This is a genomic window from Actinophytocola algeriensis, assembly GCF_014203735.1.
Classification (GTDB): domain Bacteria; phylum Actinomycetota; class Actinomycetes; order Mycobacteriales; family Pseudonocardiaceae; genus Actinophytocola; species Actinophytocola algeriensis.
The window spans coordinates 391,522-415,062 of the sequence record NZ_JACHJQ010000008.1 but is presented as its reverse complement, the minus strand read 5'-3'; the positions used below and the strand labels follow the sequence as shown (position 1 = coordinate 415,062).

The following is a 23,541-nucleotide window of genomic DNA, read 5'->3' as shown; positions in this document are numbered from 1 at the left end:
TCACCCCGCGGCCGTGACCACGTCCCACGCGGCGTCGGCGCGCTTCGCGACCGCGATCAGCGCGGCCCGGCTCGCGCCGTCGCGGGCCTGCACCGACATGCCCTCCATGACCGCGTTGTAGAAGGCGGCGACCCCAGCCGCGTCGACCCCCGCGGGCACGTCGCCGTCGGCGATGCCGCGGTCGACCCGGTCCTGGAAGAGGCGTTCCATGCCCCTGCGGAGCCCGGCCAGGTGGTCGCGGACCTGCTCGCTGCGTTCGGTGTACGTCGTGGCCGCCAGGACGATCATGCAGCCACGCGGGTTGTCCGGTTCGGTGTAGGCGACGGCGTTCGCGTGCAGGGCGCCCGCGATCGCGGCCCTGGCGGTGGGGCCGGTGGCCAGTGCCGCCATGGCCGCGGCGCCCTCGGTCTGCTCGTAGAGGGCGACCGCCTCGCGGAACAGCTCCTCCTTCGAGCCGAACGCGGCGTAGAGGCTGGGGGAGTTGATGCCCATGGCCCCGGTGAGGTCGGCCATCGCCGCGCCCTCGTAGCCGTGCTCCCAGAACACCGTCATGGCGTCGCGCAGCGCCGCCGCGCGGTCGAAGGTGCGTGGTCTGCCCCGGCCGGCCATCACGAGCCATCCATTTCTGTATCGAGTGACACAAAAAACCTTGACACCCGTAGCGTACGCCGGGCACGGTATTTATGTATCAATCAGCACAGAAATGAGGAACGATGCCAGAACTGGCAGGCAGGGCCGCGCTCGTGACCGGTGGCAGCCGGGGGATCGGGGCGGCCGTCGCCCTGCGGCTCGCGGAGCTGGGGGCCGACGTGGCGATCACCTACGTCACCGCGAAGGACCACGCGGACGAGGTGGTCGAGAAGATCGCCGACCACGGCGGCCGCGCACTGGCGATCGGGGCCGACAACACCGACGCCGACGCGGTGGTGCGGTCCGTCGAGCGGACCGCGGCCGAGTTCGGCCGGTTCGACATCCTGGTCAACAACGCGGGCGTCTTCCCGTACGGCCTGATCGACGACGTCACGCTCGAGGAGGTCGACCGCACGCTCGCGATCCACACCCGCGCGGTCTTCGTCGCGAGCCAGGCGGCCGTCCGGCACATGACCGAGGGCGGCCGGATCGTGTCCATCGGCAGCAACCTCGCCGAGCACGTGCCGTTCCCCGGGGTCGCGCTGTACGCGATGAGCAAGTCCGCGCTGAACGGCTTCACCAAGGGCCTCGCCCGCGACCTCGGCCCCCGCGGCATCACCGCGAACGTCGTGCACCCCGGGTCCACCGACACGGACATGAACCCGGCCGACGGGGAGGGCGCGGACCACCAGCGCGGGCTGCTCCCGCTGGGCCACTACGGCGAAGCCGCCGACATCGCGAACACGGTCGCGTTCCTCGCGGGCCCCGGCGGGCGCTTCGTCAACGGCACGAGCATCACCGTCGACGGCGGCACCAACGCCTGAGCGAGGGGCGGCGCTGGCAGGATCGCGGCATGCGCGACTGGGAGCACTTCGTCCGGCACACACCGTGGTTCGCCGACCCGGCCGACATCTCCGTCATCGGGAACGAGTCGTGGTGACGACCGACGGCGTGCCGGACCTGGCGTCCTGGATCGAGGAGTGCGCCGCGGTCTGGCTGAAGGGCTGAGGACCGGGGGACAACTGTGCGCACAACAAAGGCAGGGACGACGACCACTCCCTGCCACTTCCAACTTATAGCGCACCCCGGGGCTTGCGGCAAGCCCCGGGTCATGCACGACAATTCCCCGGCCCGATGCCCCTACCAGGGGAAATGGGGATCGTGACGTGCGAACAGGGGAGTACATGACAGACGTGATCATCGCCGGCGGCGGCCCGACCGGGACGATGCTGGCCACCGAGCTGCGCCTGCACGGGGTGGACGTGCTCGTGCTGGAGAAGGACGCGGAGCCGACCAAGGTCGTCCGCGGGCTCGGCCTGCACGTGCGCAGCATCGAGGTGATGGACCAGCGCGGGCTGCTGGACCGGTTGCTCCCGCTCGGCACGCAGTACCCGGTCGGGGGATCCTTCGCGGGCATCGTCAAGCCGGCGCCGCTGCGGCTGGACAGCAACCACGCGTACATCCTCGGCATGCCGCAGACCGTGGTCGAGCGCGTGCTGCGCGAGCGCGCCGCCGAGGTCGGCGTCGAGGTCCGGCACGGTTGCGCGCTGACCGGGCTGAGCCAGGACGAGGACGGGGTGACCGCCGAGCTGGCCGACGGCACGCACCTGCGTGCGCGCTGGCTCGTCGGCTGCGACGGCGGCCGCAGCACGGTGCGCAAGGCGCTCGGCGTCGGCTTCCCCGGCGAGCCGGCCACGACCGAGTGGCTGCTGGGCGAGGTGGCGATGACGGCACCGGCGGAGGAGATCGCGGCGGTGACGGCCGAGGTCCGTAAGACGAACCTCGGGTTCGGCGCCGGGCCGGTCGGGGACGGGGTGTACCGCACCGTCGCGCCCGCGGGCGGGGTCTCAGGGGAACGTGGCGGCACGCCGACACTGGACGAGCTGAAGCAGGCGATGGTGGCGGCCGCGGGCACCGACTTCGGCGCGCACTCACCGCGCTGGCTCTCCCGCTTCGGCGACGCCACCCGGCTGGCGGAGCGGTACCGCGCCGGCCGGGTGCTGCTGGCGGGCGACGCGGCGCACGTCCACCCGCCGCTGGGCGGCCAGGGGCTCAACCTCGGCCTCCAGGACGCGTTCAACCTGGGCTGGAAGCTGGCCGCCGCCGTCAACGGCTGGGCACCAGGGGACCTGCTCGACAGCTACGGAACCGAACGGCGGCCGGTGGCCGCCGACGTGCTCGACAACACCAGGGCACAGGCGGAGCTGATGTCCCTCGAACCGGGACCGCAGGCGGTGCGCCGGCTGCTGTCGGAGCTGATGGACTTCGAGAACGTGCGCCGGTTCATGGCCGAGAAGATCACCGCGACCGCGGTCCGGTACGACTTCGGGGAGGGCCACGAGCTGCTCGGCAGGCGGCTGCGGGACGTGCGGCTGAAGGAGGGCCGTCTCTACGAGCGGATGCACGGTGGCCGCGGGCTGTTGCTCGACCAGACCGGTGGGCTCTCGGTCGCGGGCTGGGCGGACCGCGTCGACCACGTCGTCGACGTCAGCGAGGAGCTGGAGGTGCCCGCGGTGCTGCTGCGGCCGGACGGGCACGTGGCGTGGGCCGGCGACGACCAGCAGGACCTGCTCGCCCACCTGCCCCGGTGGTTCGGCGCCTAGCGCGCCGCTGACCGTCCTCGCAGGACCTGCCGCCCGCCACGACGTGGCGGGCGGCAGCACCATGTTTACTGGTCCTCAGACCACGAGGAGGTGCATGGTGGGGGACCTGGTCCTCGTCAACTGCGCGGTGTTCGACGGCCGTGGTGACCACAGCAGGCCGGACACCGGGATCTGGGTCCGCGACGGGTGATCCGCGCGGACATCGAGGAGAACTCGCGTCGTGCGGCGGCCGTCGCACGCCCGGCGGCGAGCAGCGCGGGTGGCTCCCTGTGGCCTCTCGTTCGCGCGTTGCAGAAGCTTCCTGCCATGGCGACCCAGCACGACCGCAACTTCGTCGTCCGCCTGCTGTCCGACCGGCTCGGCGGACTGTCCATCAAGGAGAGTCCGCGGATCCAGCAGCACCTGGTCAACATCGTCGAGGTGCTGAACCGCCGCCCGGGCGGCTTGGCCGCGTTGCTCGACGTGCTGGGTGAACTCGACGACGGCTCTGCCCCCATGCTGGAGGTCGCACGGTTCATCGCGGGATCGTGATGCCGACTGGCTGTGTTTCCCACCTTGGAGACGTTGAACGCCGACGAGACCGGTCTCCCCAGACCGATCGTGTTCGTCGAGCACCTCGCGGCGGGTGGGCCGCCCGAGCTGGCGACGGAGCTGCGGTGGTGGTGCGATCTGCAGGCGGGCAGGCTGAACGTGATCACCGAACTCCAGCTGATGCGCCGCGAGTTCCGGGCGCCGCCGCCGGGTCCCGCACCGAACGAGCCGGCCTACCTCGTGCTGTTGATCCGCCGGCTCGGGCTCGACGGTGAGCGCTACGAACTCCGGCACTGGACACAGATCGACCTCTCCGCAGGGTGGCGGCCCACGGCGGGGCCCGACTTCACCGCACGTTGGACGAGGTACGGCGCCAGGTCGCGGTGGTGATCGAGGACGTGGAGATCAGGTGGGCGCGGTACCAGCCGGACATCCGCATCGAGTTCGTGCTGCCGGGCGAACTGCTGAACCTCGACGTCGACCAGTGGCCGTCGGCGGGGGACTCCATGCTCCCCCCGGAGCCCATCGGATCTCGTTACACCTGTTCTGTGCGTTCGCTGGAGCGGATGCAGACCTCGTCGTGCTGTGGGACGACCCGCAACGTGTCATCGGGTCCGCGGTCTCGCTGCGGCGAGAGTCCGGACCGTCCACAGCGTAGGCCTGCCCGACAGTTCCGTTCTGGACAGTGGTGGTACGTCGATGCGCCAGTACGACGCCGGGGTGGCGAGGATCGCGTGCACCACGGCCGCCTTGATCACCGCCGGGGTGGTGATGGCGACGATGCGGCGGTGGTCGCGGGGGAGTGTGTCCAGCCAGGTGCCGACGCGGGCCAGGAGGTCCTGTGTGGACTCGCCACCGTGCGGGGCGGCGGCGGGCTCGGTCAGCCACGCGTGCACGGCCGCCGGGTCGGACATCGTCACGTCGTCGAGGGTGCGGCCGCGCCAGCTGCCGTAGTCGCAGTCGCGCAGGCCGTCGTCCGGGGTGGGGTCGAGGTTCAGGGCCTGCGCGGTCTCCAGGCAGCGGGTGTGCGGGGCGCACAGCACCACGTCCGCGCGGGGCGGGTCGGGAAACGGGGCCGGGTGCTCCAGGGGCTCGTCGGCGGGGAACGCCGCCCTGCGGGTCGCGGACGTCGCGCCGTGGCAGACGAGGACCAGGCGTGTGGTCATTCTCCTCCGTTCGCCTGCGAGGTTGACAAGGGTCGACGCGGCTGAATACGTTGCCAGAGAACTGATGGTATGAGGAAGCCGGTGAGAGCCCGGCACGGTCGCGCCGCTGTATGTGCTCCCGAGGCACGAGTCAGACCCTCCGCCGTCGAAACGCTCCACTGACCGGGCCGCACGAGCCCGAGGAGGCGACATGTCGCAGGCCGCCCACGCGCCCATCCCGTTCGAGCTCCCCGCCATCCCCATCCGGCAGATCCTGCCGTGGGCGGTGTTCGCGGGGCTGTTGTTCCTCATCGTCATGTACTTCGTGAGCACGGAACAGGGTGCCGTCTCCATGTTCGACGGGACCTACCTGCACGAACTCGTGCACGACGGTCGCCACCTGCTCGGCTTCCCGTGCCACTGACCGGCATGCGCGCGTTGCTCGTCGCCGGACTGCTGGCCGGCCTGGTCGGTGGGGTGTTCGCGTTCGCCTTCGCCGCCGTCGTGGGGGAGCCGCCGGTCGAGGTGGCGATCTCCATCGAGGAGCAGGGGCCGGGCGGTCACGACCACGGCGAGACCGAGGCCCCCGACCACGATCACGGGTCGGCCGAAGTGAGCAGGGACGTACAGCGCACCATCGGGCTCGCCGTCGCCACGTGCGCGTTCGGCACCGCGCTCGGCGGGTTGTTCGCGCTCGCCTTCGCGTTCGCCCACGGGCGGATCGGCACGCGGGCACCCCGTGCGACCGCGCTGTCCCTGACCGCCGTGGGGTTCGTCGCGGTCGCGTTCGTGCCCTTCCTCGTCTACCCGCCGAACCCGCCCGCCGTCGGCCACGCCGAGACCATCGGCGACCGGACCGCGACCTACTTCGCGATGGTCGCGTTCTCCGTGGTGCTCGCGGTGGTCGCCGTGCGGGCGAGTGCCCGGTCCGGGTGGCTCGGCCGCGTCGGGGCGGCGCTCGCGTACGTCGTCGCGGTGTCGGTCGTCGCCGCGCTGCTACCGGCCTACGACGAGGTGCCCGCCGACTTCCCGGCGCAGACGCTGTGGGACTTCCGGCTCGCGTCGCTCGGCACTCAGGCCGTGTTGTGGGTGGCGATCGGGGTGGCGTTCGCCGCGCTGCTCGATCGGTTGGCGCAGCGGGAGACGAAACGCGCCACGGAGGCCGGGCTCGCCGCCGGGTGAGTGTGCACATAGGACGCGTGGACCAGCGGACCCGCGAACCCGTCCGCGCCACCGCGCCATCGCCACGCCGGTCCGTCGCCATGGGCCGGCGTGACGGTGGTGCGGTGGAACTCGTGTCCCGTCAACCGGGTGCCCGCCGGGTGCAGCACGGAATCGTGCGGCGCCACCACGTCGCGATAGCCCAGGGTGAGCCGCGTGGTCATGGTCGCGTCCGCGGGCAGCACCCCGCACATCGGGTGACCGTCGAGGGATCGCGTGAGGTACAGCATGCCCGCGCACTCGGCGTGCACCGGCACACCGGCGGCGGCGACCGCGGTCCGGAGTGCCGTGTTGGCGGACAGTTCGGCGGCGTACTGCTCGGGAAACCCGCCCGGCAGCACGATTCCCGCCGTGCCGTCGGGCAGCGCGGTGTCCCGCAGCGGGTCGACCACCGCCACCTCGGCGCCGGCGGCGCCGATCAGCTCGACGTGCTCCGCGTAGCCGAACGTGAACGCGGGCCCGCCCGCCACCGCCACCACCGGACTGCCGGACACCGGCGTGATCTCCGGCTCCCACAACGGGAACTCCCGGCCCGACTGTGCCAGGCGGACGATCGCGGCCAGGTCGACACCACCGGACACCAGGTCGGCCATCGCGTCCACGGCCCGCACCGCCGCCGGGCCGTGCTCCGCCGCGGTGACCAGCCCGAGGTGGCGCGACGGCACCTCGACCGCCGCGTTCCTGCGCAGCACCCCGTACACGTCGAGCCCGACGTCCTCGCACGCGTCCCGCAGCACCGCCTCGTGCCGGTCCGAGCCGACCTGGTTGAGGATCACCCCCGCGAGCCGGACGCCCGGCCGCCAGGTGCGGAAACCGTGCAGCAGCGCGGCGATGCTCGAACTGTGACCCCGCGTGTCGACGACCAGCACCACCGGCGCGCCCAGCAACCCGGCGACGTGTGCGGTCGACCCGAACCCGTCGGCGCCGACCTTCCCGTCGAACAGGCCCATCACACCCTCGACGACCGCGAGGTCCGCACCGGCGGACCCGTGCGCGAACAGCGGGCCCACCAGGTGTTCGCCGACCAGCACGGGATCGAGGTTACGGCCGGGCCTGCCCGCGGCGAGCGTGTGGTAGCCGGGATCGATGTAGTCCGGGCCGACCTTGAACGGTGCCACCCCGTGACCCGCCCTGCGCAGGGCGGCCATCAACCCCGTTGCCACGACGGTCTTCCCACTGCCCGACGACGGCGCGGCGATGACGACCGCCGAGGTCACCACTCGATGCCCTTCTGGCCCTTCGCGCCGGTGTCCATGGGGTGCTTCACCTTCGTCATCTCGGTGACGAGATCTGCCGCCGCGACCAGTTCGGGTGCCGCGTCCCGGCCGGTGATCACCACGTGCTGGTGCCCGGGCCGGTTCGCCAGCGCCTCGACGACCTCGCCGACGTCGACCCAGCCCCACTTCATCGGGTAGGTGAACTCGTCGAGCACGTACAGCGTGTGGCGTTCGTCCGCGAGGCGGCGCGTGATCTCCCGCCAGCCCTCCCGGGCCGCTTCCGCGTGGTCGATCTCGGTGCCCTGCTTGCGGGACCACGACCAGCCGGCCCCCATCTTGTGCCACTCGACCGGCCCGCCACGACCGGTCTGTTCGTGCACCTCGCCGAGCGCCAGCAACGCGGTCTCCTCGCCCACCTTCCACTTGGCGGCCTTGACGAACTGGAACACGCCGATCGGCCAGCCCTGGTTCCACGCCCGCAGCGCGAGCCCGAACGCGGCGGTCGACTTGCCCTTCATCGGTCCGGTGTGGACGATCAGCAGCGGCCGGTTGCGGCGCTGGCGCGTGGTCAGGCCGTCCTCGGGCACGGCTTCCGGTTTCCCCTGTGGCATCAGGCCGCGCTCCGTGCGGCCCGCACCACACCGGTGACGTGGTCGGCGGACAGCTCGTCGAGCCGGACGTGCGCGCCGGAGAGCGCGGCGGCGAGCCGCGCGGGGATGCCGAGCCGCACCGGGCCGCGCTCACAGTCGACGACGACGCTCGCGACCCCGTCCGCGGCGAGCAGCCCGGCGGCACGCAGGGCGTCGGCCACCGGGTCCGCGCGCAGTGGCACGGTGGCCCGGCCGTCGGTGACGACGACGAGCAGGGGACGGCGTCGCGAGTCCCGCAACCGTTCTGTGGCAAGGGTCCGGTGCGCGCGGAGCAGCCCGTCGGCGAGCGGGGTGCGGCCGCCGGTGGACAGCCTGCGGAGCCGGGTGACGGCCGCCTCGACCGACGACGTCGGCGGCAGGACCAGTTCCGCGCCGTCGCCGCGGAACGTGACGAGCCCGACCTTGTCGCGCCGCTGGTAGGCGTCGAGCAGCAGCGAGATCACCGCGCCGGTGACGGCCGACATCCGTTTGCGTGCCGCCATCGACCCGGACGCGTCGACCGCGAACAGGACGAGGTTGCTCTCCTTGCCCTCCCGCACAGCGCGGCGCAGGTCGCCGCGTCGCAGCACGATGCCCGCGCCGGTGCGGCCACGGGCCAGCTGGTGGGGCGCCGCCGCGGCGAGCGTGCCGACGAGGTGCAGCCCGTGGCCGTGGCCTTCCGTCGCGCGCAGCGTGCGGCCGAACCCGGACCGGGCGCGAGACCGGCGCCCGGGTGCGCCCTCGCCGATGCCGTCGACGGACAGGAGTCGCGCCCGGAAGGCCGGATCAGGGATGGCGGCGGGCTGGGCCTGGTCGCCGCCACCGCCCGGCGGGCTGCCATTGGCCGCCGGTTCACCGTTCTCGGCCGGACCGTCCACGTCGGAGTTGCCGGAGCTGTTGCCGGAACCGGGGCCGCCGTCGGGGTCGGGCGGGTCGGGCTCGGCGTCGCGGAGCGCCTGCTGGAGCTGCTCCTCGTCGATGCCGGGCTCGTCGAACGGGTCGCGGCGCCTGCGGTGCGGCAGCGCGAGCCGGGCCGCCGCTTCGACGTCCCGCGCCTCGACCTCCGCCGCGCCACGCCACGCGGCGTGCGCGACCGCGGCACGGGCCACGACGAGGTCCGCGCGCATACCGTCCACATCGAACGATGCACACAACGCGGCGATCCGGCGCAGTTCCTTGTCGGGCAGCCGGACCGACGGCAGTGCGGCGCGTGCGGTGACGATCCGCTGCGCGAGCGCGGTGTCCTCCGGTGCCCACCGCGCCGCGAACCCGGCCGGGTCGGCCTCGAACGCGAGCCGCCTGCGGATCACCTCGGTGCGCGCGTCGACATCGCGGGCCGCGGCCACCTCGACGGTGAGCCCGAACCGGTCGAGCAGCTGCGGCCGCAGCTCACCCTCCTCGGGATTCATGGTGCCCACCAACAAGAACGACGCGGCGTGCGACACCGACACCCCGTCCCGCTCGACGTGCGCGCGGCCCATCGCCGCGGCGTCGAGGAGGAGGTCCACGAGGTGGTCGTGCAGCAGGTTGACCTCGTCGACGTACAGCACGCCGCGGTGCGCGGCGCTGAGCAGTCCCGGCTGGTAGGCCCGCACACCGGCGGTCAGCGCGCGTTCCAGGTCCAGCGACCCGACGAGCCGGTCCTCGGTGGCGCCCACGGGCAGCTCGACGAGGCGCGCCGGCCTGGTCGCGGCGGCGCCGTCGTGCGGCCCGTCGGGGCACGCTGGGTCCGGTGCGGCGGGATCGCAGCTGAAGCGGCAGCCCTCGACCACGGCGACAGCGGGGAGGAGCGCGGCGAGCCCGCGTACGACGGTCGACTTCGCCGTTCCTTTCTCACCACGCACGAGAACCCCGCCGATGGCGGGGTGGACGGCGTTGAGCAGGAGGGCGAGACGGAGGTCGTCGTGGCCGACGACGGCAGAGAACGGGTAGCCCGCGGTCATGCGAGTCCTTCCCCGGGTCCGCGCCCGAGTTGGTGCCGCAGCGGGGGCCGAGTGTCTGGCTCACCGGATCTCTCCGGCTCACAGTGGCGGGACCGCACCAGATTCGCGCTGGTTTCCTCGCGCACCTCGCTGTTCGTTCTCTCGCATCGTGTCAGACACCGCGCCGAAAGTCGATTACGGTGCCGGTCCGTGGAACCCATCACCGTGGTCGGCATCGGCGTGGACGGCTGGGCCGGGCTCGCGGAGCCGGCCAGGAACGCCGTGGCCGTGGCCGAGGTCGTCGTCGGCAGTACCCGGCAGCTCGCGTTGCTGCCGGATTCCGGTGCGACGCGTGTCACGTGGCCGTCGCCGATGCTGCCCGCCGTCGAACCGCTGCTGGCCGAGCACGCGGGCCGGCGGGTGTGCGTGCTGGCGAGCGGCGACCCGATGTTCTTCGGCGTCGGCGGCACGCTGGTGCGCCTGTTCGGCGCGGGCGCGGTGCGGGTGTTCCCGCACCCGTCGTCGGTGTCGCTCGCGTGCGCGCGGCTGGGCTGGCCGGTCGAGGACGTCGACGTGGTGAGCCTCGTCGGCCGTCCGGTGTCGTCGCTGATCGCGTTGCCGCACCGGCGGATGCTCGTGTTGTCGGCGGGCGCGGACACCCCGGCCGAGGTGGCCGCGCTGCTGACCGACCGCGGGTTCGGCCCGACCGCGATGACCGTCCTCGACGACCTCGGCGGCCCTGCCGAGCGCAGGCAGGACGGCCAGGCCGCGGCCTGGTCCGCGACCGCGGGCGCGCTGAACGTCATCGCGCTCGACTGCCGCGCCGCGCCGGGCGTCACGCCGCTGGGCCGCACGCCCGGCCTGCCGGACGACGCCTACGACCACGACGGCCAGCTCACCAAGCGCGAGGTCCGCGCTGTCACGCTCGCCGTGCTGGCCCCGCTGCCGGGCCAGCTGTTGTGGGACGTCGGCGCGGGCTCGGGCAGTGTGGCGATCGAGTGGCTGCGCACGCACCCGTCCTGCACGGCGGTGGCCGTCGAGTCGCGGCCGGCGCGGGCCGACCGGATCCGCGCCAACGCGGGTCTGCTCGGTGTCCCGGGCCTGACGGTCGTGCAAGACCGGGCGCCCGATGCGCTCACGGGTCTGCCGAGGCCGGACGCGGTGTTCGTCGGCGGCGGGCTGACCGGTGACGGCGTCGTCGAGGCGTGCTGGGCGGCGCTGCGCGCGGGCGGGCGGCTCGTGGCGAACGCGGTGACACTCGAGTCGGAGGCCGTCCTGACCCGGTGGCAGGCCGCGGTGGGTGGCACGCTGACCCGGATCGAGGTGAGCCGCGCCGCACCGGTAGGCGGGTTCACGGGCTGGAAGCCGATGATGCCGGTGACGCAGTGGGTGGTGACGAGAGAGGCATGAACGGAGCTTGCGGAGTGAATCATGGAGGTCGGAACGCATGACGGTGCACTTCGTCGGGGCGGGGCCAGGGGCCGGGGACCTGATCACGGTGCGGGCGCAGCGGTTGATCGCGACGGCGCCGGTGTGCCTGTACGCGGGCAGCCTGGTGCCGTCCGAGGTACTGGCCGACTGCCCGGCCGGTGCGCGGCTCGTGGACACCGCGGACCTGACACTCGACCAGATCGTCGCCGAGCTGGTCGCCGAGCACCGGCGCGGCAACGACGTGGTGCGGCTGCACTCCGGTGACCCGTCGGTGTTCAGCGCGGTCGCCGAACAGGCGCGGCGGCTCGACGCCGAGGGCGTGCCGTACGAGATCGTGCCCGGCGTGCCCGCGTTCGCGGCCGCGGCGGCCACCCTCGGCCGTGAGCTGACCGTGCCCGGTGTGGGCCAGACGGTCGTGCTGACGCGGATTTCGGCGCGCGCCACCGCGATGCCGCCGGGGGAGGACCTGGCGTCGCTGGGCCGGACGCGGTCGACGATGGTGCTGCACCTGGCCGTGCAGCGCATCGACCAGGTCGTCGAGGAGCTGCTGCCGAACTACGGGCCGGACTGCCCGGTGGCCGTCGTGGCGTACGCGTCCCGCCCGGACGAGGTGGTGCTGCGCGGCACGCTGGCGACGATCGCGGCGCAGGTCCACGAGGCCGGGGTGAGGCGGACCGCGGTGATCATCGTCGGTGAGGTGCTCACCGCGGAGGGCTTCCCGGACTCCCACCTGTACTCGAAGGCGCGCGTCCGGCCAGGCCACCAGAGCGGTCGATGACCAGGACGTCCACGTCGACGGGCGCCCCGGCGAGGACGCCGAGGGCCTCGTGGCGGGCGGCCTCGGCGACCCGGTCGGCGAGCGGCACCCCCGCGGCCTGCGCCAGCCGCAGTGCCTCCATCGCGGTGTTGGCGGTGGCGAGGTGAGGCAGGCCCGCGCGTTCCGCGAGGCGGTCGAGGTTCACCTGCGACCGTCCCGAGTGGAGGTCCAGGTGCCCGTCGGCGAGCTTGGACAGCTTCGCGAATCCGCCCGCGATCGTGAGCCGCTCGACGGGGTGGCGGCGCAGGTACTTGAGCGCCGCGCCCGCGAAGTCGCCCATGTCGAGCAGGGCGTCCTCTGGCAACCCGTACAACCGCGCGACGGCCTTCTCCGACGTGCTGCCGGTACAGGCGGCGACGTGCCGGTGCCCGGCCGCGCGGGCGACGTCCACGCCGCGGCGGATGCTGTCGATCCACGCCGAGCACGAGTACGGGATCACGACGCCCGTGGTGCCCAGGATGGACAGTCCACCCAGGATCCCGAGCCGTGGGTTCCAGGTGTGCGTGGCCAGTTCCGCACCGTCGTCGACGGACACCTCGACGACGACATCGGTCCCGCCGACTTCGGCGACCGCGGCACGGATCAGCTGTCGCGGCACGGGGTTGATGGCCGGTTCACCGACGGGCAGCGGCAGACCGGGCTTGGTGACCGTGCCGACCCCGGGCCCCGCGCGGAAGGTGACGCCACTGCCCGGCGCGCCGCGACGGACGGTGGCGCGGATGGTGGCGCCGTGCGTGACGTCCGGGTCGTCCCCGGCGTCCTTGACGACGGCCGCCATGGCCGTGTCACCGGTGAGCGCGGTCTGCGACAGGGCGAAGGCCGGGGTGTGCCCCTTGGGGAGGACGATCTGGACGGGGTCGGGGAACTCGCCGGTGAGCAGCGCGGCGCACGCGGCCTTTGCGGCCGCGGTCGCGCAGGCGCCGGTGGTCCAGCCACGGCGCAGAGGAGTGCCCACGTGCCAAGCCTGCCATCCGGCACGGCCGAAGGCCGCCCCACCCGAGGAGTGAGCCCGATTGAACGGTCCGTTCAATCGGGTCGGCGGGCCCCCGGTTCGCACGCTGTCGGCGAGCACCGACAGGTTCGGCCGCCGCGGCAGCGGGGTGCCCGTGCTCTTGGCCGGTCGCCGGGGGTGGGCCGGTGAACCGGTGCGTCGCCATTCTGGGCGGGACCGGCGAGGCCCGCGAACTGGCCGCCGAGCTGGCCGGACATCGGGCCACCCGTGTCATCTCGACGCTCGCCGGACGGGTCGAACGGCCCCGCATGCCCACCGGCGAAGTGCGGGTCGGCGGGTTCGGTGGACCGCTGGGGCTCGCCGACTGGCTCGCTGCCGAGAAGGTCACCGCCGTCGTGGACGCCACGCACCCGTTCGCGGAGCGGATCAGTGCCTCCGCGGCCAAAGCCGCCCGGTACGCCGGGATCCCGCTCGTTCTCCTGCGGCGTCCCGGCTGGACGCCCGGCCCCGGCGACGACTGGCACTGGGCCGACTCGCTCGCCGAGGCCGCCTCGATGCTGCCCGGGCTCGGCAGGCGCGTGTTCCTCACCACCGGCCGCCAGGGGCTCGCCGCGTTCGCCCGGTCCGGGCGGTGGTTCCTCATCCGCTGCGTCGACCCGCCCGGCCTGCCGCTCCCGGCCCGCAAGGAGCTGATCCTCTCCCGCGGTCCGTACACAGTGGACGGCGAACGCGAACTCATGACCACCCACGACATCGACCTGCTGGTCACCAAGGACTCCGGCGGCGACCAGACGGCCGCCAAGCTGACCGTCGCGCGTGAACTGCGGATACCGGTCATCATGGTGCGCAGGCCGACGCCGCCGGACGTGCCGATCGTCGCGACCGTCGACGAGGCCCTCAGCTGGCTGGGTAGTGCCGGGGGGTGAACACCCGCCGGGTCCCGTCGGGCAGCTCCGTGACCCGCGTCCGCGACGAGCCGACGATCAGCAGGCACCGCATGTCCACAGTGGACGGATTCAGTGCGGCCAGCCGCACGACCTCGATCGTCTCCGCCGGGCCGCCGACGTCCCGGCCGATGATCACCGGGGTGTCGCCCGCCCGGTGCGTGAGCAGCAGGTCCTTGGCCGCCACCAGCTGGTCGCGGCGGCTGCGGGACGCCGGGTTGTAGATCGCGATCACGAAGTCCGCCGCCGCGGCCGCCGCCAGCCGGCCCGCGATCACGTCCCACGGCTTGAGCCGGTCCGACAGCGACAGCGTGCAGAAGTCGTGCCCCAGCGGCGCACCCGCCCGGCTCGCCACCGCCTGGGCCGCCGTCAGCCCCGGCACCACCCGCACCGGCACGTCCGCCCACCTCGGGTCGTCGGCCACCTCCAGCACGGCGCTGGCCATCGCGAACACCCCCGGGTCACCGGACGACACCACGACGACGCGGGACCCGCCCCGCGCGAGTTCCAGTGCCAGCGCCGCCCGCTCGGCCTCGACGGTGTTGCCCGACGCGTGCCTGCGCTGTCGCGGGTTCGGCGGCACCCGGTCGAGGTACGGGCCGTAGCCAACCAGGTCGTCCGCCCAGGCCAGGGCCTCCTGTGCCTCCGGTGTGACCCACGGCCGCCCGGCCGGGCCGAGCCCGACCACCGCCACCTCACCCGGACCGGCGGCGTCCGCGCGGGCCGGGACGGGTGCCGGGTCGACGGTCAGGCCGCTCGGCAGCAGCGCGAGCGCGAAGTACGGCACCGAGTCCGGGTCCACTTCGGACAACGGCGCGACCCGCTGGGTCTCCCACGTCGCCCGCTCCACGTACAGCGCCTCGTCGAGCCTCCCCGCGTCGGTGAGCGCCTTGCGCACCTTCTCGAAGTTGCGGCCCAGCTTGAGCACCGCGGCCGGGTCCGTGCCCGCGAGGCGCTCCGCCAGCACCTCCGGCGGCAGCGTGCCGGGCAGGACCGTCAGCACCTCCTCGCCCTCGACGAGCGGCCGCCTCGTCACCGCCGCCGCACCGCTCACCGACGTCACGCCCGGCACCACCTCCGTCGGGTACGTCCCGGCGAGGCGGGTGTGCATGTGCATGTAGGAGCCGTAGAACAGCGGATCGCCCTCGCACAGCAGCACGACGTCCCGGCCCGCGTCGAGGTGCGCGGCCAGCTTCGCCGCGCTCGCGGTGTAGAAGTCCTCGATCGCGCCGCGGTAGCCGCCAGGGTGGTCGGTCGTCTCCACGGTCAGCGGGTAGACCAGCTGCTCCTCGATCTGGTCGCCACGCAGGTGTGCCGCGGCGACGCCACGCGCGATGCTCCGCCCGTGCCGCGCGCTGTGGTAGGCGATCACGTCCGCCGCCTCGATCAGCCGCGCCGCCTTCAGCGTGATCAGTTCCGGGTCGCCGGGGCCGAGGCCGACGCCGTACAACGTGCCCGTCATTCCGCCTCACTCGCGATCGCGTTGACGGCGGCCACGGCCATCGCGCTGCCACCGCGCCTGCCGTGCACCACCAGGTGCGGTAGCCCCGAGGCCGCGAGCGCCACCTTGGACTCCACCGCACCGACGAACCCGACCGGCAGCCCGAGCACCGCGGCGGGCCGGGGCGCGCCCGCGTCGAGGAGTTCGAGCAGCCGGAACAACGCGGTCGGCGCGTTCCCGACCGCCACGACCGCGCCACCGAGCCGGTCGCCCCACAGGTCCAGCGCGGCGGCACTGCGCGTGGTGCCCTGCTCCGCCGCGAGCGCGGGGACACGCGGGTCGGACAGCGTGCACACGATCTCGTTGTCCGAGGGGAGCCGGTGGCGGGTGATGCCGGACGCGACCATCCGCGCGTCGCACAGGACCGGCGCGCCGGCGAGCAGTGCGGCGCGGGCCGAGGCGACGACGCCGGGGGAGTACGCGACGTCAGTGGTCAGGTCGACCATGCCGCACGAGTGGATCATGCGGACCACCACCCGTTCGACGTCCGGCGGGTACGCGGCGAGGTCCGCCTCCGCGCGGATGGTCGCGAACGAGCGGCGGTAGATCTCCGCGCCGTCACGGAGATAGTCCATCGCGGTCATCGGTCTCCTCGTGTCATCACGTACCCGCTCCCGTCCGCCACCACGTCCAGCACCTCACCACGCGGCCGTCCGCACCGGCGTCCGCACCCCGACCAGTGCACCGGCACGTCGACCCCGGCCACCGGCCGCGCGTCGGCACGCACGTCGGCCAGGGCCTTCGCGCACCCCGGCCTGCCGACGCACGCGGTGACTCTCGGCGCGTCCGGGTCGAGAAGCAGCCCGGCAGACCGTAGCCGCCGCGCGACCGGTCCGGGGTCGGGGAGGTCTGCGACCACGACAGCGCGCCACGGCGTCACCACCAACGGCGCGCCCGTGTCCGCGAGCGCGGCGGCCTGGTCGCGGTCGAGCCAGCCAAGCGGCGCGCCCGCGACGAGCGAGGTCCGCCCGTCGGCCTGCGTGACCTGCCCGAGCGGACCGGCCAGAACCGGTTGCGGTGGAAGGGGTTCGGCGACCGACGCACCGAGCCGCGCGGCGACACGCCGACGGCCGCGGTCGTCCAGCTCGGCGAGTCGCCACTCGTCGGCGCGCTCGGTCAGGAACGCCTCCGCGCACGCGAGCATGAGAAGGATCACGTCGGCGAGTGGCGCCCGCAGCCCGCTGTCGGTGCCACCCAACAGGATCGCGGCGACATCCGGTGCGGCCGCGCGCGCGGCCACGTCCGCGCCGAGCCACGCCACGTCCCCCCGGCCGTCGTCGAGCGCGAACAGGAACCGGCCGGGAAGTGCCGCCAGCCCGGCGTTTCCGCGCAGTGCGGCGTCCAGTTCGGACACGAGCGGCCGCACGTCGGCGAGCCCCGCGCCGTCGCGGCCGGTCAGGGGAGACGCGAGGATGTTGCGCACCTTGTCGTGCGTCGCCGACGGCAGCAGGCCGACCCCGGACAGTCGCGCGGCCAGTTCGGTCTCCGCGCCGTCGGCGAGCCCGCGCACCTGCAGGTTGGCCCGCGACGTCAGCTCGACGGTGCCGTCGCCGAGTTCGGCCGCGCCGCCGGCGACCACGCGGAACGCGGCGGCGGACAGCTGCCCGCCCGGTACACGAATTCGTGCCACACCGCCATCCGCCGCTCGGTGTACGGCGAGCACGCCGGGACAGGCGTCCGTCTGACGGTTCCGGATGACCACGGTCCGACTATAAAGTCGGATCCCGTGATCCTGTTGCTCTCCACCTCCGACACCGACCTCCTCTCCGCGCGGGCCAGTGGCGCGGACTACCGGCTCGGCAACCCGGCACGGCTCACCGCCGCCGATCTGCCGGATCTCGTCGAGGGCACCGACCTGGTGGTCGTGCGCTTACTGGGTGGGCGCCGCGCGTGGGAGGAGGGCCTGGACGCGCTGCTCGCCGGACCGCGGCCGGTCGTCGTGCTGGGTGGTGAGCAGGCGCCGGACGCGGAGCTGATGGAACTGTCCACCGTGCCGGGCGGTGTGGTTGCCGAGGCGCACGCGTACCTCGCGCACGGCGGCCGCGACAACCTGCGTGAGCTGGCCCACTTCCTGTCCGACACCGTGCTGCTGACCGGGCACGGGTTCGCGCCGCCCGCCCCGACACCGGTGTGGGGACGGCTGGACCGCACCCCGCGCCGCACCGACGGCCCGGTCGTCGCCGTCCTGTACTACCGCGCGCACCACATGGCCGGGAACACGGCGTTCGTCGAGACCCTGTCGGACGCCATCGAGGACGCGGGCGGGCAGGCGCTGCCGGTGTTCTGCGCGTCGCTGCGCACCGCGCCGGACGAGCTGATCTCGTTGCTGGGCAAGGCGGACGCGCTCGTGGTCACCGTGCTCGCGGCGGGTGGCACGACACCGGCGGCCGCCGGCGCGGGTGGTGTGGACGACGCGTGGGACGTGGGTGCGCTCGCGGCCCTCGACATCCCGATCATCCAGGGTCTGTGTCTCACCTCCAGCCGCGCGGCGTGGGCGGACAGCGACGACGGTCTGTCCCCTTTGGACACCGCGACGCAGGTGGCGGTGCCGGAGTTCGACGGGCGGCTGATCTCGGTCCCGTTCTCCTTCAAGGAACTCGACGCCGACGGCCTGTCCGTGTACGTGCCGGACGCCGAGCGCGCGGCCCGGGTCGCGGGCATCGCCGTGCGGCACGCGGCGCTGCGGCACACCCCGCCCGGCGAGCGGAAGATCGCGCTGATGCTGTCGGCCTACCCGACCAAGCACGCGCGGATCGGCAACGCGGTCGGCCTCGACACCCCGGCGAGCGCGTTGCGGTTGCTGAACGCCCTGCGCGACAACGGATACGACGTCGGCAAACTCCCCGGCATGGCGAACGGCGACGGTGACGCGTTGATCCACGCGCTGATCGAGGCGGGCGGACAGGACCCGGACTGGCTCACCGAGGAACGGCTCGCCGGAAACCCCGTCCGCATCACGGCGTCCGACTACCGCGCGTGGTACGACACGCTGCCCGCCGACCTGCGTGAGTCGGTCGAGCGGCACTGGGGACCGGCGCCCGGCGAGTTGTTCGTGGACGGTGACGACATCGTGCTCGCCGCCCTGCGCGCCGGGAACGTGGTGCTGATCGTCCAGCCGCCGCGCGGGTTCGGCGAGAACCCGGTCGCCATCTACCACGACCCGGACCTGCCGCCGAGCCACCACTACCTGGCCGCGTACCGGTGGATCCGGCACACGTTCGGCGCGCACGCCATGGTCCACCTCGGCAAGCACGGCAACCTGGAGTGGTTGCCAGGCAAGAACCTCGGCATGTCCGCGTCGTGCGCGACCGACGCCGCACTCGGCGACCTGCCGCTGATCTACCCGTTCCTCGTCAACGACCCCGGCGAGGGCACGCAGGCCAAGCGGCGCGCGCACGCCGTGCTCGTCGACCACCTGGTGCCGCCGATGGCCCGCGCCGAGAGCTACGGCGACCTCGCGCGGCTGGAGCAGCTGCTGGACGAGCACGCGTCGATCGCCGCGATGGACCCGGCGAAACTGCCCGCGATCCGCGCACAGATCTGGACACTCATCCAGGCCGCGAAGCTCGACCACGACCTCGGGGTCGCCGACCGCCCGCACGACGCGGAGTTCGACGACTTCCTGCTGCACATCGACGGCTGGCTGTGCGAAGTCAAGGACGCGCAGATCCGCGACGGCCTGCACGTGCTCGGTCTCGCGCCGACCGGCGAGGCCAGGGTCAACCTCGTCGGGTCGATGCTGCGGGCCCGGCAGGTGTGGGGTGGCAACGCGAACGCGCTGCCCGGTTTGCGGGAAGCGCTGGGACTGGCCGAGGACGGGTCGTCCGCGCGATCCGATGTGGACCGCGTCGAGGAACTGTCCGCCGCTCTGGTGGCCACCATGGAAGCGCGGGCGTGGTCGGCCGACGCCGTTCCCTCCGTGTGCGAGGAGGTGCTCGGTCGCGTCGAACCCGCGGTGGTCGACGTGCTCACCTTCGCCGCCACCGAGGTCGTGCCCCGGCTGGCGCGCACCACCGACGAGATCGACCACGTGCTGCACGCGCTCGACGGCGGGTACGTGCCCGCCGGGCCGAGCGGCTCGCCGTTGCGCGGCCTGGTCAACGTCCTGCCGACGGGCCGCAACTTCTACTCGGTGGACCCGAAGGCGATCCCGAGCAGGCTCGCGTGGGACACCGGTCAGGCGATGGCCGACTCGCTGCTCGCCCGCTACCGCACCGACACCGGCGAGTGGCCGAAGTCCGTTGGACTGTCCATCTGGGGCACGTCCGCGATGCGCACCGCGGGCGACGACATCGCCGAGGTGTTCGCGCTGCTCGGCGTCCGTCCTCGCTGGGACGAGGCGTCCCGGCGGGTGAGCGGCCTGGACGTGGTCCCGCTCGCGGAACTGGGCCGCCCGAGGATCGACGTGACGGTGCGGATCTCCGGCTTCTTCCGCGACGCGTTCCCGCACGTGGTGTACCTGATGGACGACGCGGTCCGGATGGTCGCCGCGCTGGAGGAGTCCGATGAGGACAACTACGTCCGCGCCCACGTCCGGTCCGACATGGACGGTCACGCCGACGAACGTCGCGCCACCACCCGGGTGTTCGGGTCGAAACCCGGTTCCTACGGCGCCGGTCTGCTCCCGTTGATCGACAGCCACAACTGGCGCGACGACAAGGACCTGGCCGAGGTGTACGCGGTGTGGGGCGGGTTCGCGTACGGCCGCGAGCTGGACGGCGCCCCGGCACGCGAGGACATGGAGTCCGCGTACCGCCGGATCGCGGTGGCGGCGAAGAACACCGACACCCGCGAACACGACATCGCCGACTCCGACGACTACTTCCAGTACCACGGCGGCATGATCGCGACCGTGCGCGCGCTGACCGGCCGCGCCCCGGCCGCCTACGTCGGCGACAGCACCCGCCCGGACGCGGTCCGCACCCGGTCACTGACCGAGGAGACCGCACGCGTGTTCCGGTCCCGCGTGGTGAACCCGCGCTGGCTCGCCGCGATGCGCAAGCACGGCTACAAAGGCGCGTTCGAGCTGGCGGCGACAGTGGACTACCTGTTCGGCTACGACGCCACCACCGGCGTGGTGACCGACTGGATGTACGAGCAGCTCGCGCGGACCTACCTGCTCGACGAGGAGAACCAGAAGTTCCTGACCGAGTCGAACCCATGGGCACTGCACGGCATCGCGGAGCGGCTGCTGGAAGCGGCGGAACGCGAACTGTGGGCCGAACCCGACGCCGACACCTTGCGTGCCGTACAGGCCCTGTACCTGAAGGCGGAAGGCGACCTCGAGTCCGGCACCTGACCGATCAGCCGAGCAGCGCGGCGAGGCGTGGGCACCTCGCCGCGGACTGGTCACCATCGGGTTCCGGGTCGCACCCGCGGTCCGGGCCGCGGGCCTCCGGTGCTTCGTCGAGGTCGAGCGACGGTGCGCTGGGCTGCTCGGCCATCCCGGGTGGGCGGGACCGGAACCGAGACGGGATGCTGAGGGGTATGGAGTTCCTGATGAGCCGGATGATCCTGCACCCGCGCGACCCGGAGCGGTCCGTGGCGTTCTACCGCGACACGCTCGGGCTGGCCATCTACCGCGAGTTCCCCGGCGGCACGGTGTTCTTCCTGGGCAACGGGCTCCTCGAGGTGTCCGGGCGCGGCGAGACCGGACCGGGACCGGACGTGGTGCTGTGGCTGCAGGTGCGGGACATCGCCGACACCGCGCGGCGGCTCGGGGACCTCGGCGTGCCGGTCGAGCGCGCGCCGGAGGAGGAACCGTGGGGCCTCGTGGAGATGTGGCTGCGTGACCCGGACGGGCTGCGGATCGTTGTGGTGCAGGTGCCCGACGACCACCCGATCCGGCGTGACCAGCGGCAGCCTTCCTGATTCGTCAGGAAGTCGTCAGGTGAGCAGCGGGTTCCCGCCGCCAGGATGGTGCGGACGGATCGTCCACGAAGGGGCCGGCTGGTGTACCGCTACGAGCAGCACTGTCCGGTCGCGCGTGCCGCCGAGGTGGTGACCGAACCGTGGACGCTGCTCGTGCTGCGGGAACTGCTGCGGGGCAGCGAGCGAAGGGCGGACATCGCCAAGGGCGTGCCGAGGATGTCGGCGAGCCTGCTCACCGCCCGGTTGCGCACGCTCACCGCGCACGGGCTGGTCGCCGAGGTGCCGAACCGGGCCCGGGAGAAGCGGTACCGGCTGACCGAGGCCGGGCGGGGCCTGCGGCCGGTGGTCGACCAGCTCGGCCGGTGGGGGCAGCGCTGGCTGGCCCCACCCGGTCTGCGCGACCTCGACACCGAACTGCTCCTGCGCGACATCTGTGCGCAGGTGGAACGACTTCCGGACCGCGCGCTGACCGTCGCGCTCACGGTCACGGACGCACCCGGCACCAGCCGGTGGTGGATCGCGCTCACCCCGTCCGGCGCCACCCCGCACCCCGGACGGCCGCCCGAGGCCGACGTGCGCGCCGTGTGCACGCTGAGCGGTCTCGCCGGTGCCTGGCTCGGCAGGCACAGCTGGCTGCGCGCGGTCCGTGACCGCACCGTGGTGTTCTCCGGCGCGCCCGACGCGGTCCGGACGGTGCTCGCCTGCGTCGGCGTCAGCCGGTACGCCAGCAGGGAGACCGCGTGACGCTGCCGTTCGCCGACCCGGCCACACTGATCCTCCCGACCGCTGACGAGCCGGCGCCCGCGGTGGTGCGGGGCTGGGTCCGGATCGAACTCGCCGCCGTACCGGTGGTGCCGCGGCTGCGTACCGCGTTCGTGGCCGAGGAGCTGGTCCGCAACGCCCGGCAGCACGGGGAGCCGCCGTTCGTGCTGCGGGTCGCGCTCGACCGCTCGGTCAGTGCGCTGCGGGTGTACGTCGAGGACTGCGCCCCGCACAGCGGCGGCGCGTGGCGGACCCGCGGCGGGCTCGCGCTGGTCGACGGGCTGTCCCGCGGCTGGGGCGTGGAACGGCGGGTCCGTGCCAAGACGGTGTGGGCGGAGGTCCCGCTGTGACCCCGGGGCACGGCGAGCCGTGCGAGGTGTGGCCGACCGCGGTGGCGATCGAGGTGCTGCTGCTGTGGCCGCGCGGCGTGGCCGGACCGGTCACCACCGCCGAGGAGGCGGGCCGGTGGCCGGTGTTCGCGATGGTCGTGACCGAACCACCCGGCGAGCTGGCCCGCGGCGCGCAGCCGCTGTTCGACCTGCTGGACCGGCCCCGGCGCGAGGGTGAGCCGGCGGTGGTCGCCGCCGAGACCTCGTGGTCGGTGCTGGACCACGCCAACGCGTTGCTCGGCCTGCACGTGCGGGGCGTCGCCCCGGTCCGGTTCGGCATGCGGGTCCTGTTGCCCTCGACCCGGGTCCTCGGCATCCTGGACGTGGTCGCCCGCGGTGCGACGATCGGCATCACCACCGGGCGCAGGGCCGCCCGTCTGCGCGACCGGGTGGACATCCGCACCGCGCTGTCGGACCTGGTGTTGCTGAGCTGTCCGCCGTCCGTCGAGCTGGCGGCTCTGGCCCACACCCTGACCGTGGCCCAGGGCGGGGAGCCGTCACGATGAGCGCCCGGCCGCGGACGGCGGCACGAGCACCCGCAGCTGCGCCCACACCGTCTTGCCCGCGATCCCGCGCACCCGTGCCGGTTCGACGCCCCACTGCGGGCACATGGCGCGCACCAGCCGCAGCCCCCTGCCCAGCTGCCACCCGTCGGCCGGGCCAGGGGAGGAGTCGGTGACCGACAGCCGGATGAGGTGGCCGGACGAGCGGCCCGTGACCCGCACCCGGTACGGCGGGGCCGCGTGGTCGAACGCGTTGCCGACCAGCTCCCCGAGCACGACCGCCGCCTCACGGATCGCGCCCCGGGTGCAGCCGTCGAGCGGGACGCGCAACCATGTGGGCAGTCCGCTGCGGAACCTGGGGTCGGTCGCGGTCAGGTGGATCTCCGCCGGCAGGCGGGGCGCCTGGCCGGACGCGGTGTCGCTCACCTCGACATCCTGGCCGCGTGGACGTACGACGAACCTGACGAACGGCT

At 73.4% G+C, this 23,541-nt stretch carries 24 protein-coding genes, 2 pseudogenes and 1 riboswitch; of the genes and pseudogenes, 15 read left to right on the top strand and 11 right to left on the bottom strand.

Annotated elements, in window-relative coordinates:
• Positions 1-609, bottom strand: coding sequence for a TetR/AcrR family transcriptional regulator (locus tag FHR82_RS35520; RefSeq protein ID WP_184815099.1), 609 nt, complete (start codon positions 607-609; stop codon positions 1-3).
• 104 nt (positions 610-713) lie between these two features.
• On the opposite strand from FHR82_RS35520, the gene FHR82_RS35515 reads away from it, so the two are divergent.
• From FHR82_RS35515 to FHR82_RS48110, 5 genes and pseudogenes are all read left to right on the top strand, one after another.
• Complete coding sequence (locus tag FHR82_RS35515) at positions 714-1,454, top strand: SDR family NAD(P)-dependent oxidoreductase (protein ID WP_184814981.1); 741 nt, start codon at positions 714-716, stop codon at positions 1,452-1,454.
• 360 nt (positions 1,455-1,814) lie between these two features.
• Positions 1,815-3,233, top strand: a complete 1,419-nt coding sequence (gene rox, locus FHR82_RS35510) for a rifampin monooxygenase (RefSeq protein WP_184814980.1) — start codon at positions 1,815-1,817, stop codon at positions 3,231-3,233.
• A 186-nt stretch (positions 3,234-3,419) separates the two neighbouring features.
• Positions 3,420-3,764, top strand: coding sequence for an effector-associated domain 2-containing protein (locus tag FHR82_RS35505; protein WP_311771428.1), 345 nt, complete (start codon positions 3,420-3,422; stop codon positions 3,762-3,764).
• Between the two features lie 12 nt (positions 3,765-3,776).
• Complete coding sequence (locus FHR82_RS35500; protein WP_311771427.1) at positions 3,777-4,154, top strand: hypothetical protein; 378 nt, start codon at positions 3,777-3,779, stop codon at positions 4,152-4,154.
• Positions 4,085-4,519 (top strand): annotated as a pseudogene (locus FHR82_RS48110) (VMAP-C domain-containing protein); the annotation flags it as partial. The gene FHR82_RS35500 and the pseudogene FHR82_RS48110, both read left to right, overlap by 70 nt.
• Here the strand turns inward: FHR82_RS48110 and FHR82_RS35495 are convergent.
• Positions 4,409-4,930: pseudogene (locus FHR82_RS35495) on the bottom strand (histidine phosphatase family protein); the annotation flags it as partial. The pseudogenes FHR82_RS48110 and FHR82_RS35495 sit on opposite strands and share 111 nt — an antisense overlap.
• Positions 4,931-5,120: 190 nt before the next feature.
• Between FHR82_RS35495 and FHR82_RS35490 the strand changes: the two are divergent.
• Together FHR82_RS35490 and FHR82_RS35485 are read left to right on the top strand one after the other, a co-directional pair.
• The gene (locus tag FHR82_RS35490; protein WP_184814976.1) at positions 5,121-5,333 is read left to right on the top strand and encodes a CbtB domain-containing protein; all 213 of its coding nucleotides are present in this window, start codon (positions 5,121-5,123) and stop codon (positions 5,331-5,333) included.
• 5 nt (positions 5,334-5,338) lie between these two features.
• The gene (locus FHR82_RS35485; protein ID WP_184814975.1) at positions 5,339-6,091 is read left to right on the top strand and encodes a CbtA family protein; all 753 of its coding nucleotides are present in this window, start codon (positions 5,339-5,341) and stop codon (positions 6,089-6,091) included.
• Here the strand turns inward: FHR82_RS35485 and FHR82_RS35480 are convergent.
• The 3 genes from FHR82_RS35480 to FHR82_RS35470 are packed head-to-tail and all read right to left on the bottom strand — an operon-like array spanning position 5,983 to position 9,919.
• Positions 5,983-7,347, bottom strand: a complete 1,365-nt coding sequence (locus FHR82_RS35480) for a cobyrinic acid a,c-diamide synthase CobB (RefSeq protein WP_184814974.1) — start codon at positions 7,345-7,347, stop codon at positions 5,983-5,985. The two genes, FHR82_RS35485 and FHR82_RS35480, sit on opposite strands and share 109 nt — an antisense overlap.
• Positions 7,344-7,958, bottom strand: a complete 615-nt coding sequence (cobO, locus tag FHR82_RS46740) for a cob(I)yrinic acid a,c-diamide adenosyltransferase (RefSeq protein WP_184814973.1) — start codon at positions 7,956-7,958, stop codon at positions 7,344-7,346. The genes FHR82_RS35480 and cobO overlap by 4 nt, the downstream gene beginning before the upstream one ends.
• A complete protein-coding gene (locus tag FHR82_RS35470; protein ID WP_184814972.1) occupies positions 7,958-9,919 on the bottom strand; it encodes a putative cobaltochelatase in 1,962 nt (653 codons plus the stop codon). Before FHR82_RS35470 ends, cobO begins: the two co-directional genes overlap by 1 nt.
• A 29-nt stretch (positions 9,920-9,948) precedes the next feature.
• A riboswitch (cobalamin riboswitch) is annotated at positions 9,949-10,093 on the bottom strand.
• A 15-nt stretch (positions 10,094-10,108) separates the two neighbouring features.
• On the opposite strand from FHR82_RS35470, the gene cbiE reads away from it, so the two are divergent.
• Together cbiE and cobM are read left to right on the top strand one after the other, a co-directional pair.
• A complete protein-coding gene (gene cbiE / locus FHR82_RS35465; RefSeq protein ID WP_311771426.1) occupies positions 10,109-11,308 on the top strand; it encodes a precorrin-6y C5,15-methyltransferase (decarboxylating) subunit CbiE in 1,200 nt (399 codons plus the stop codon).
• Between the two features lie 37 nt (positions 11,309-11,345).
• Positions 11,346-12,107, top strand: a complete 762-nt coding sequence (gene cobM / locus FHR82_RS35460) for a precorrin-4 C(11)-methyltransferase (RefSeq protein ID WP_184814971.1) — start codon at positions 11,346-11,348, stop codon at positions 12,105-12,107.
• On the opposite strand, the gene FHR82_RS35455 is transcribed toward cobM, so the two are convergent.
• A complete protein-coding gene (locus FHR82_RS35455; RefSeq protein ID WP_184814970.1) occupies positions 12,031-13,101 on the bottom strand; it encodes a cobalt-precorrin-5B (C(1))-methyltransferase in 1,071 nt (356 codons plus the stop codon). The two genes, cobM and FHR82_RS35455, sit on opposite strands and share 77 nt — an antisense overlap.
• 182 nt (positions 13,102-13,283) lie before the next feature.
• On the opposite strand from FHR82_RS35455, the gene FHR82_RS35450 reads away from it, so the two are divergent.
• Positions 13,284-14,024 (top strand): cobalt-precorrin-6A reductase, encoded by a 741-nt coding sequence (locus FHR82_RS35450; protein ID WP_184814969.1) that lies wholly within the window; start codon positions 13,284-13,286, stop codon positions 14,022-14,024.
• Here the strand turns inward: FHR82_RS35450 and FHR82_RS35445 are convergent.
• The 3 genes from FHR82_RS35445 to FHR82_RS35435 are packed head-to-tail and all read right to left on the bottom strand — an operon-like array spanning position 13,996 to position 17,173.
• Entirely contained in the window at positions 13,996-15,504 is a 1,509-nt protein-coding gene (locus FHR82_RS35445) for a precorrin-2 C(20)-methyltransferase (protein WP_184814968.1), read from the bottom strand. The genes FHR82_RS35450 and FHR82_RS35445 overlap by 29 nt on opposite strands.
• Positions 15,501-16,127, bottom strand: coding sequence for a precorrin-8X methylmutase (locus tag FHR82_RS35440; RefSeq protein WP_184814967.1), 627 nt, complete (start codon positions 16,125-16,127; stop codon positions 15,501-15,503). The genes FHR82_RS35445 and FHR82_RS35440 overlap by 4 nt, the downstream gene beginning before the upstream one ends.
• Complete coding sequence (locus FHR82_RS35435) at positions 16,124-17,173, bottom strand: ferredoxin-like domain-containing protein (protein ID WP_311771425.1); 1,050 nt, start codon at positions 17,171-17,173, stop codon at positions 16,124-16,126. Before FHR82_RS35435 ends, FHR82_RS35440 begins: the two co-directional genes overlap by 4 nt.
• 96 nt (positions 17,174-17,269) lie before the next feature.
• Between FHR82_RS35435 and cobN the strand changes: the two genes are divergently transcribed.
• Complete coding sequence (gene cobN, locus FHR82_RS35430; protein WP_184814965.1) at positions 17,270-20,842, top strand: cobaltochelatase subunit CobN; 3,573 nt, start codon at positions 17,270-17,272, stop codon at positions 20,840-20,842.
• 4 nt (positions 20,843-20,846) lie between these two features.
• Here cobN and FHR82_RS35425 read toward each other — a convergent pair whose 3' ends face one another.
• Entirely contained in the window at positions 20,847-20,987 is a 141-nt protein-coding gene (locus tag FHR82_RS35425; RefSeq protein WP_184814964.1) for a hypothetical protein, read from the bottom strand.
• 43 nt (positions 20,988-21,030) lie between these two features.
• On the opposite strand from FHR82_RS35425, the gene FHR82_RS35420 reads away from it, so the two are divergent.
• From FHR82_RS35420 to FHR82_RS35405, 4 genes are all read left to right on the top strand, one after another.
• The gene (locus tag FHR82_RS35420) at positions 21,031-21,414 is read left to right on the top strand and encodes a VOC family protein (RefSeq protein WP_184814963.1); all 384 of its coding nucleotides are present in this window, start codon (positions 21,031-21,033) and stop codon (positions 21,412-21,414) included.
• An 81-nt stretch (positions 21,415-21,495) separates the two neighbouring features.
• Positions 21,496-22,158, top strand: coding sequence for a winged helix-turn-helix transcriptional regulator (locus FHR82_RS35415; RefSeq protein WP_311771424.1), 663 nt, complete (start codon positions 21,496-21,498; stop codon positions 22,156-22,158).
• Positions 22,155-22,526 carry an ATP-binding protein gene (locus FHR82_RS35410; RefSeq protein WP_184814961.1) on the top strand — a complete coding sequence of 124 codons (372 nt, stop codon included), beginning with the start codon at positions 22,155-22,157 and terminating at the stop codon, positions 22,524-22,526. Before FHR82_RS35415 ends, FHR82_RS35410 begins: the two co-directional genes overlap by 4 nt.
• Positions 22,523-23,071 carry a hypothetical protein gene (locus FHR82_RS35405; protein ID WP_184814960.1) on the top strand — a complete coding sequence of 183 codons (549 nt, stop codon included), beginning with the start codon at positions 22,523-22,525 and terminating at the stop codon, positions 23,069-23,071. The genes FHR82_RS35410 and FHR82_RS35405 overlap by 4 nt, the downstream gene beginning before the upstream one ends.
• On the opposite strand, the gene FHR82_RS35400 is transcribed toward FHR82_RS35405, so the two are convergent.
• A complete protein-coding gene (locus FHR82_RS35400; protein ID WP_184814959.1) occupies positions 23,063-23,494 on the bottom strand; it encodes an ATP-binding protein in 432 nt (143 codons plus the stop codon). The genes FHR82_RS35405 and FHR82_RS35400 overlap by 9 nt on opposite strands.
• Positions 23,495-23,541 lie beyond the last annotated feature (47 nt).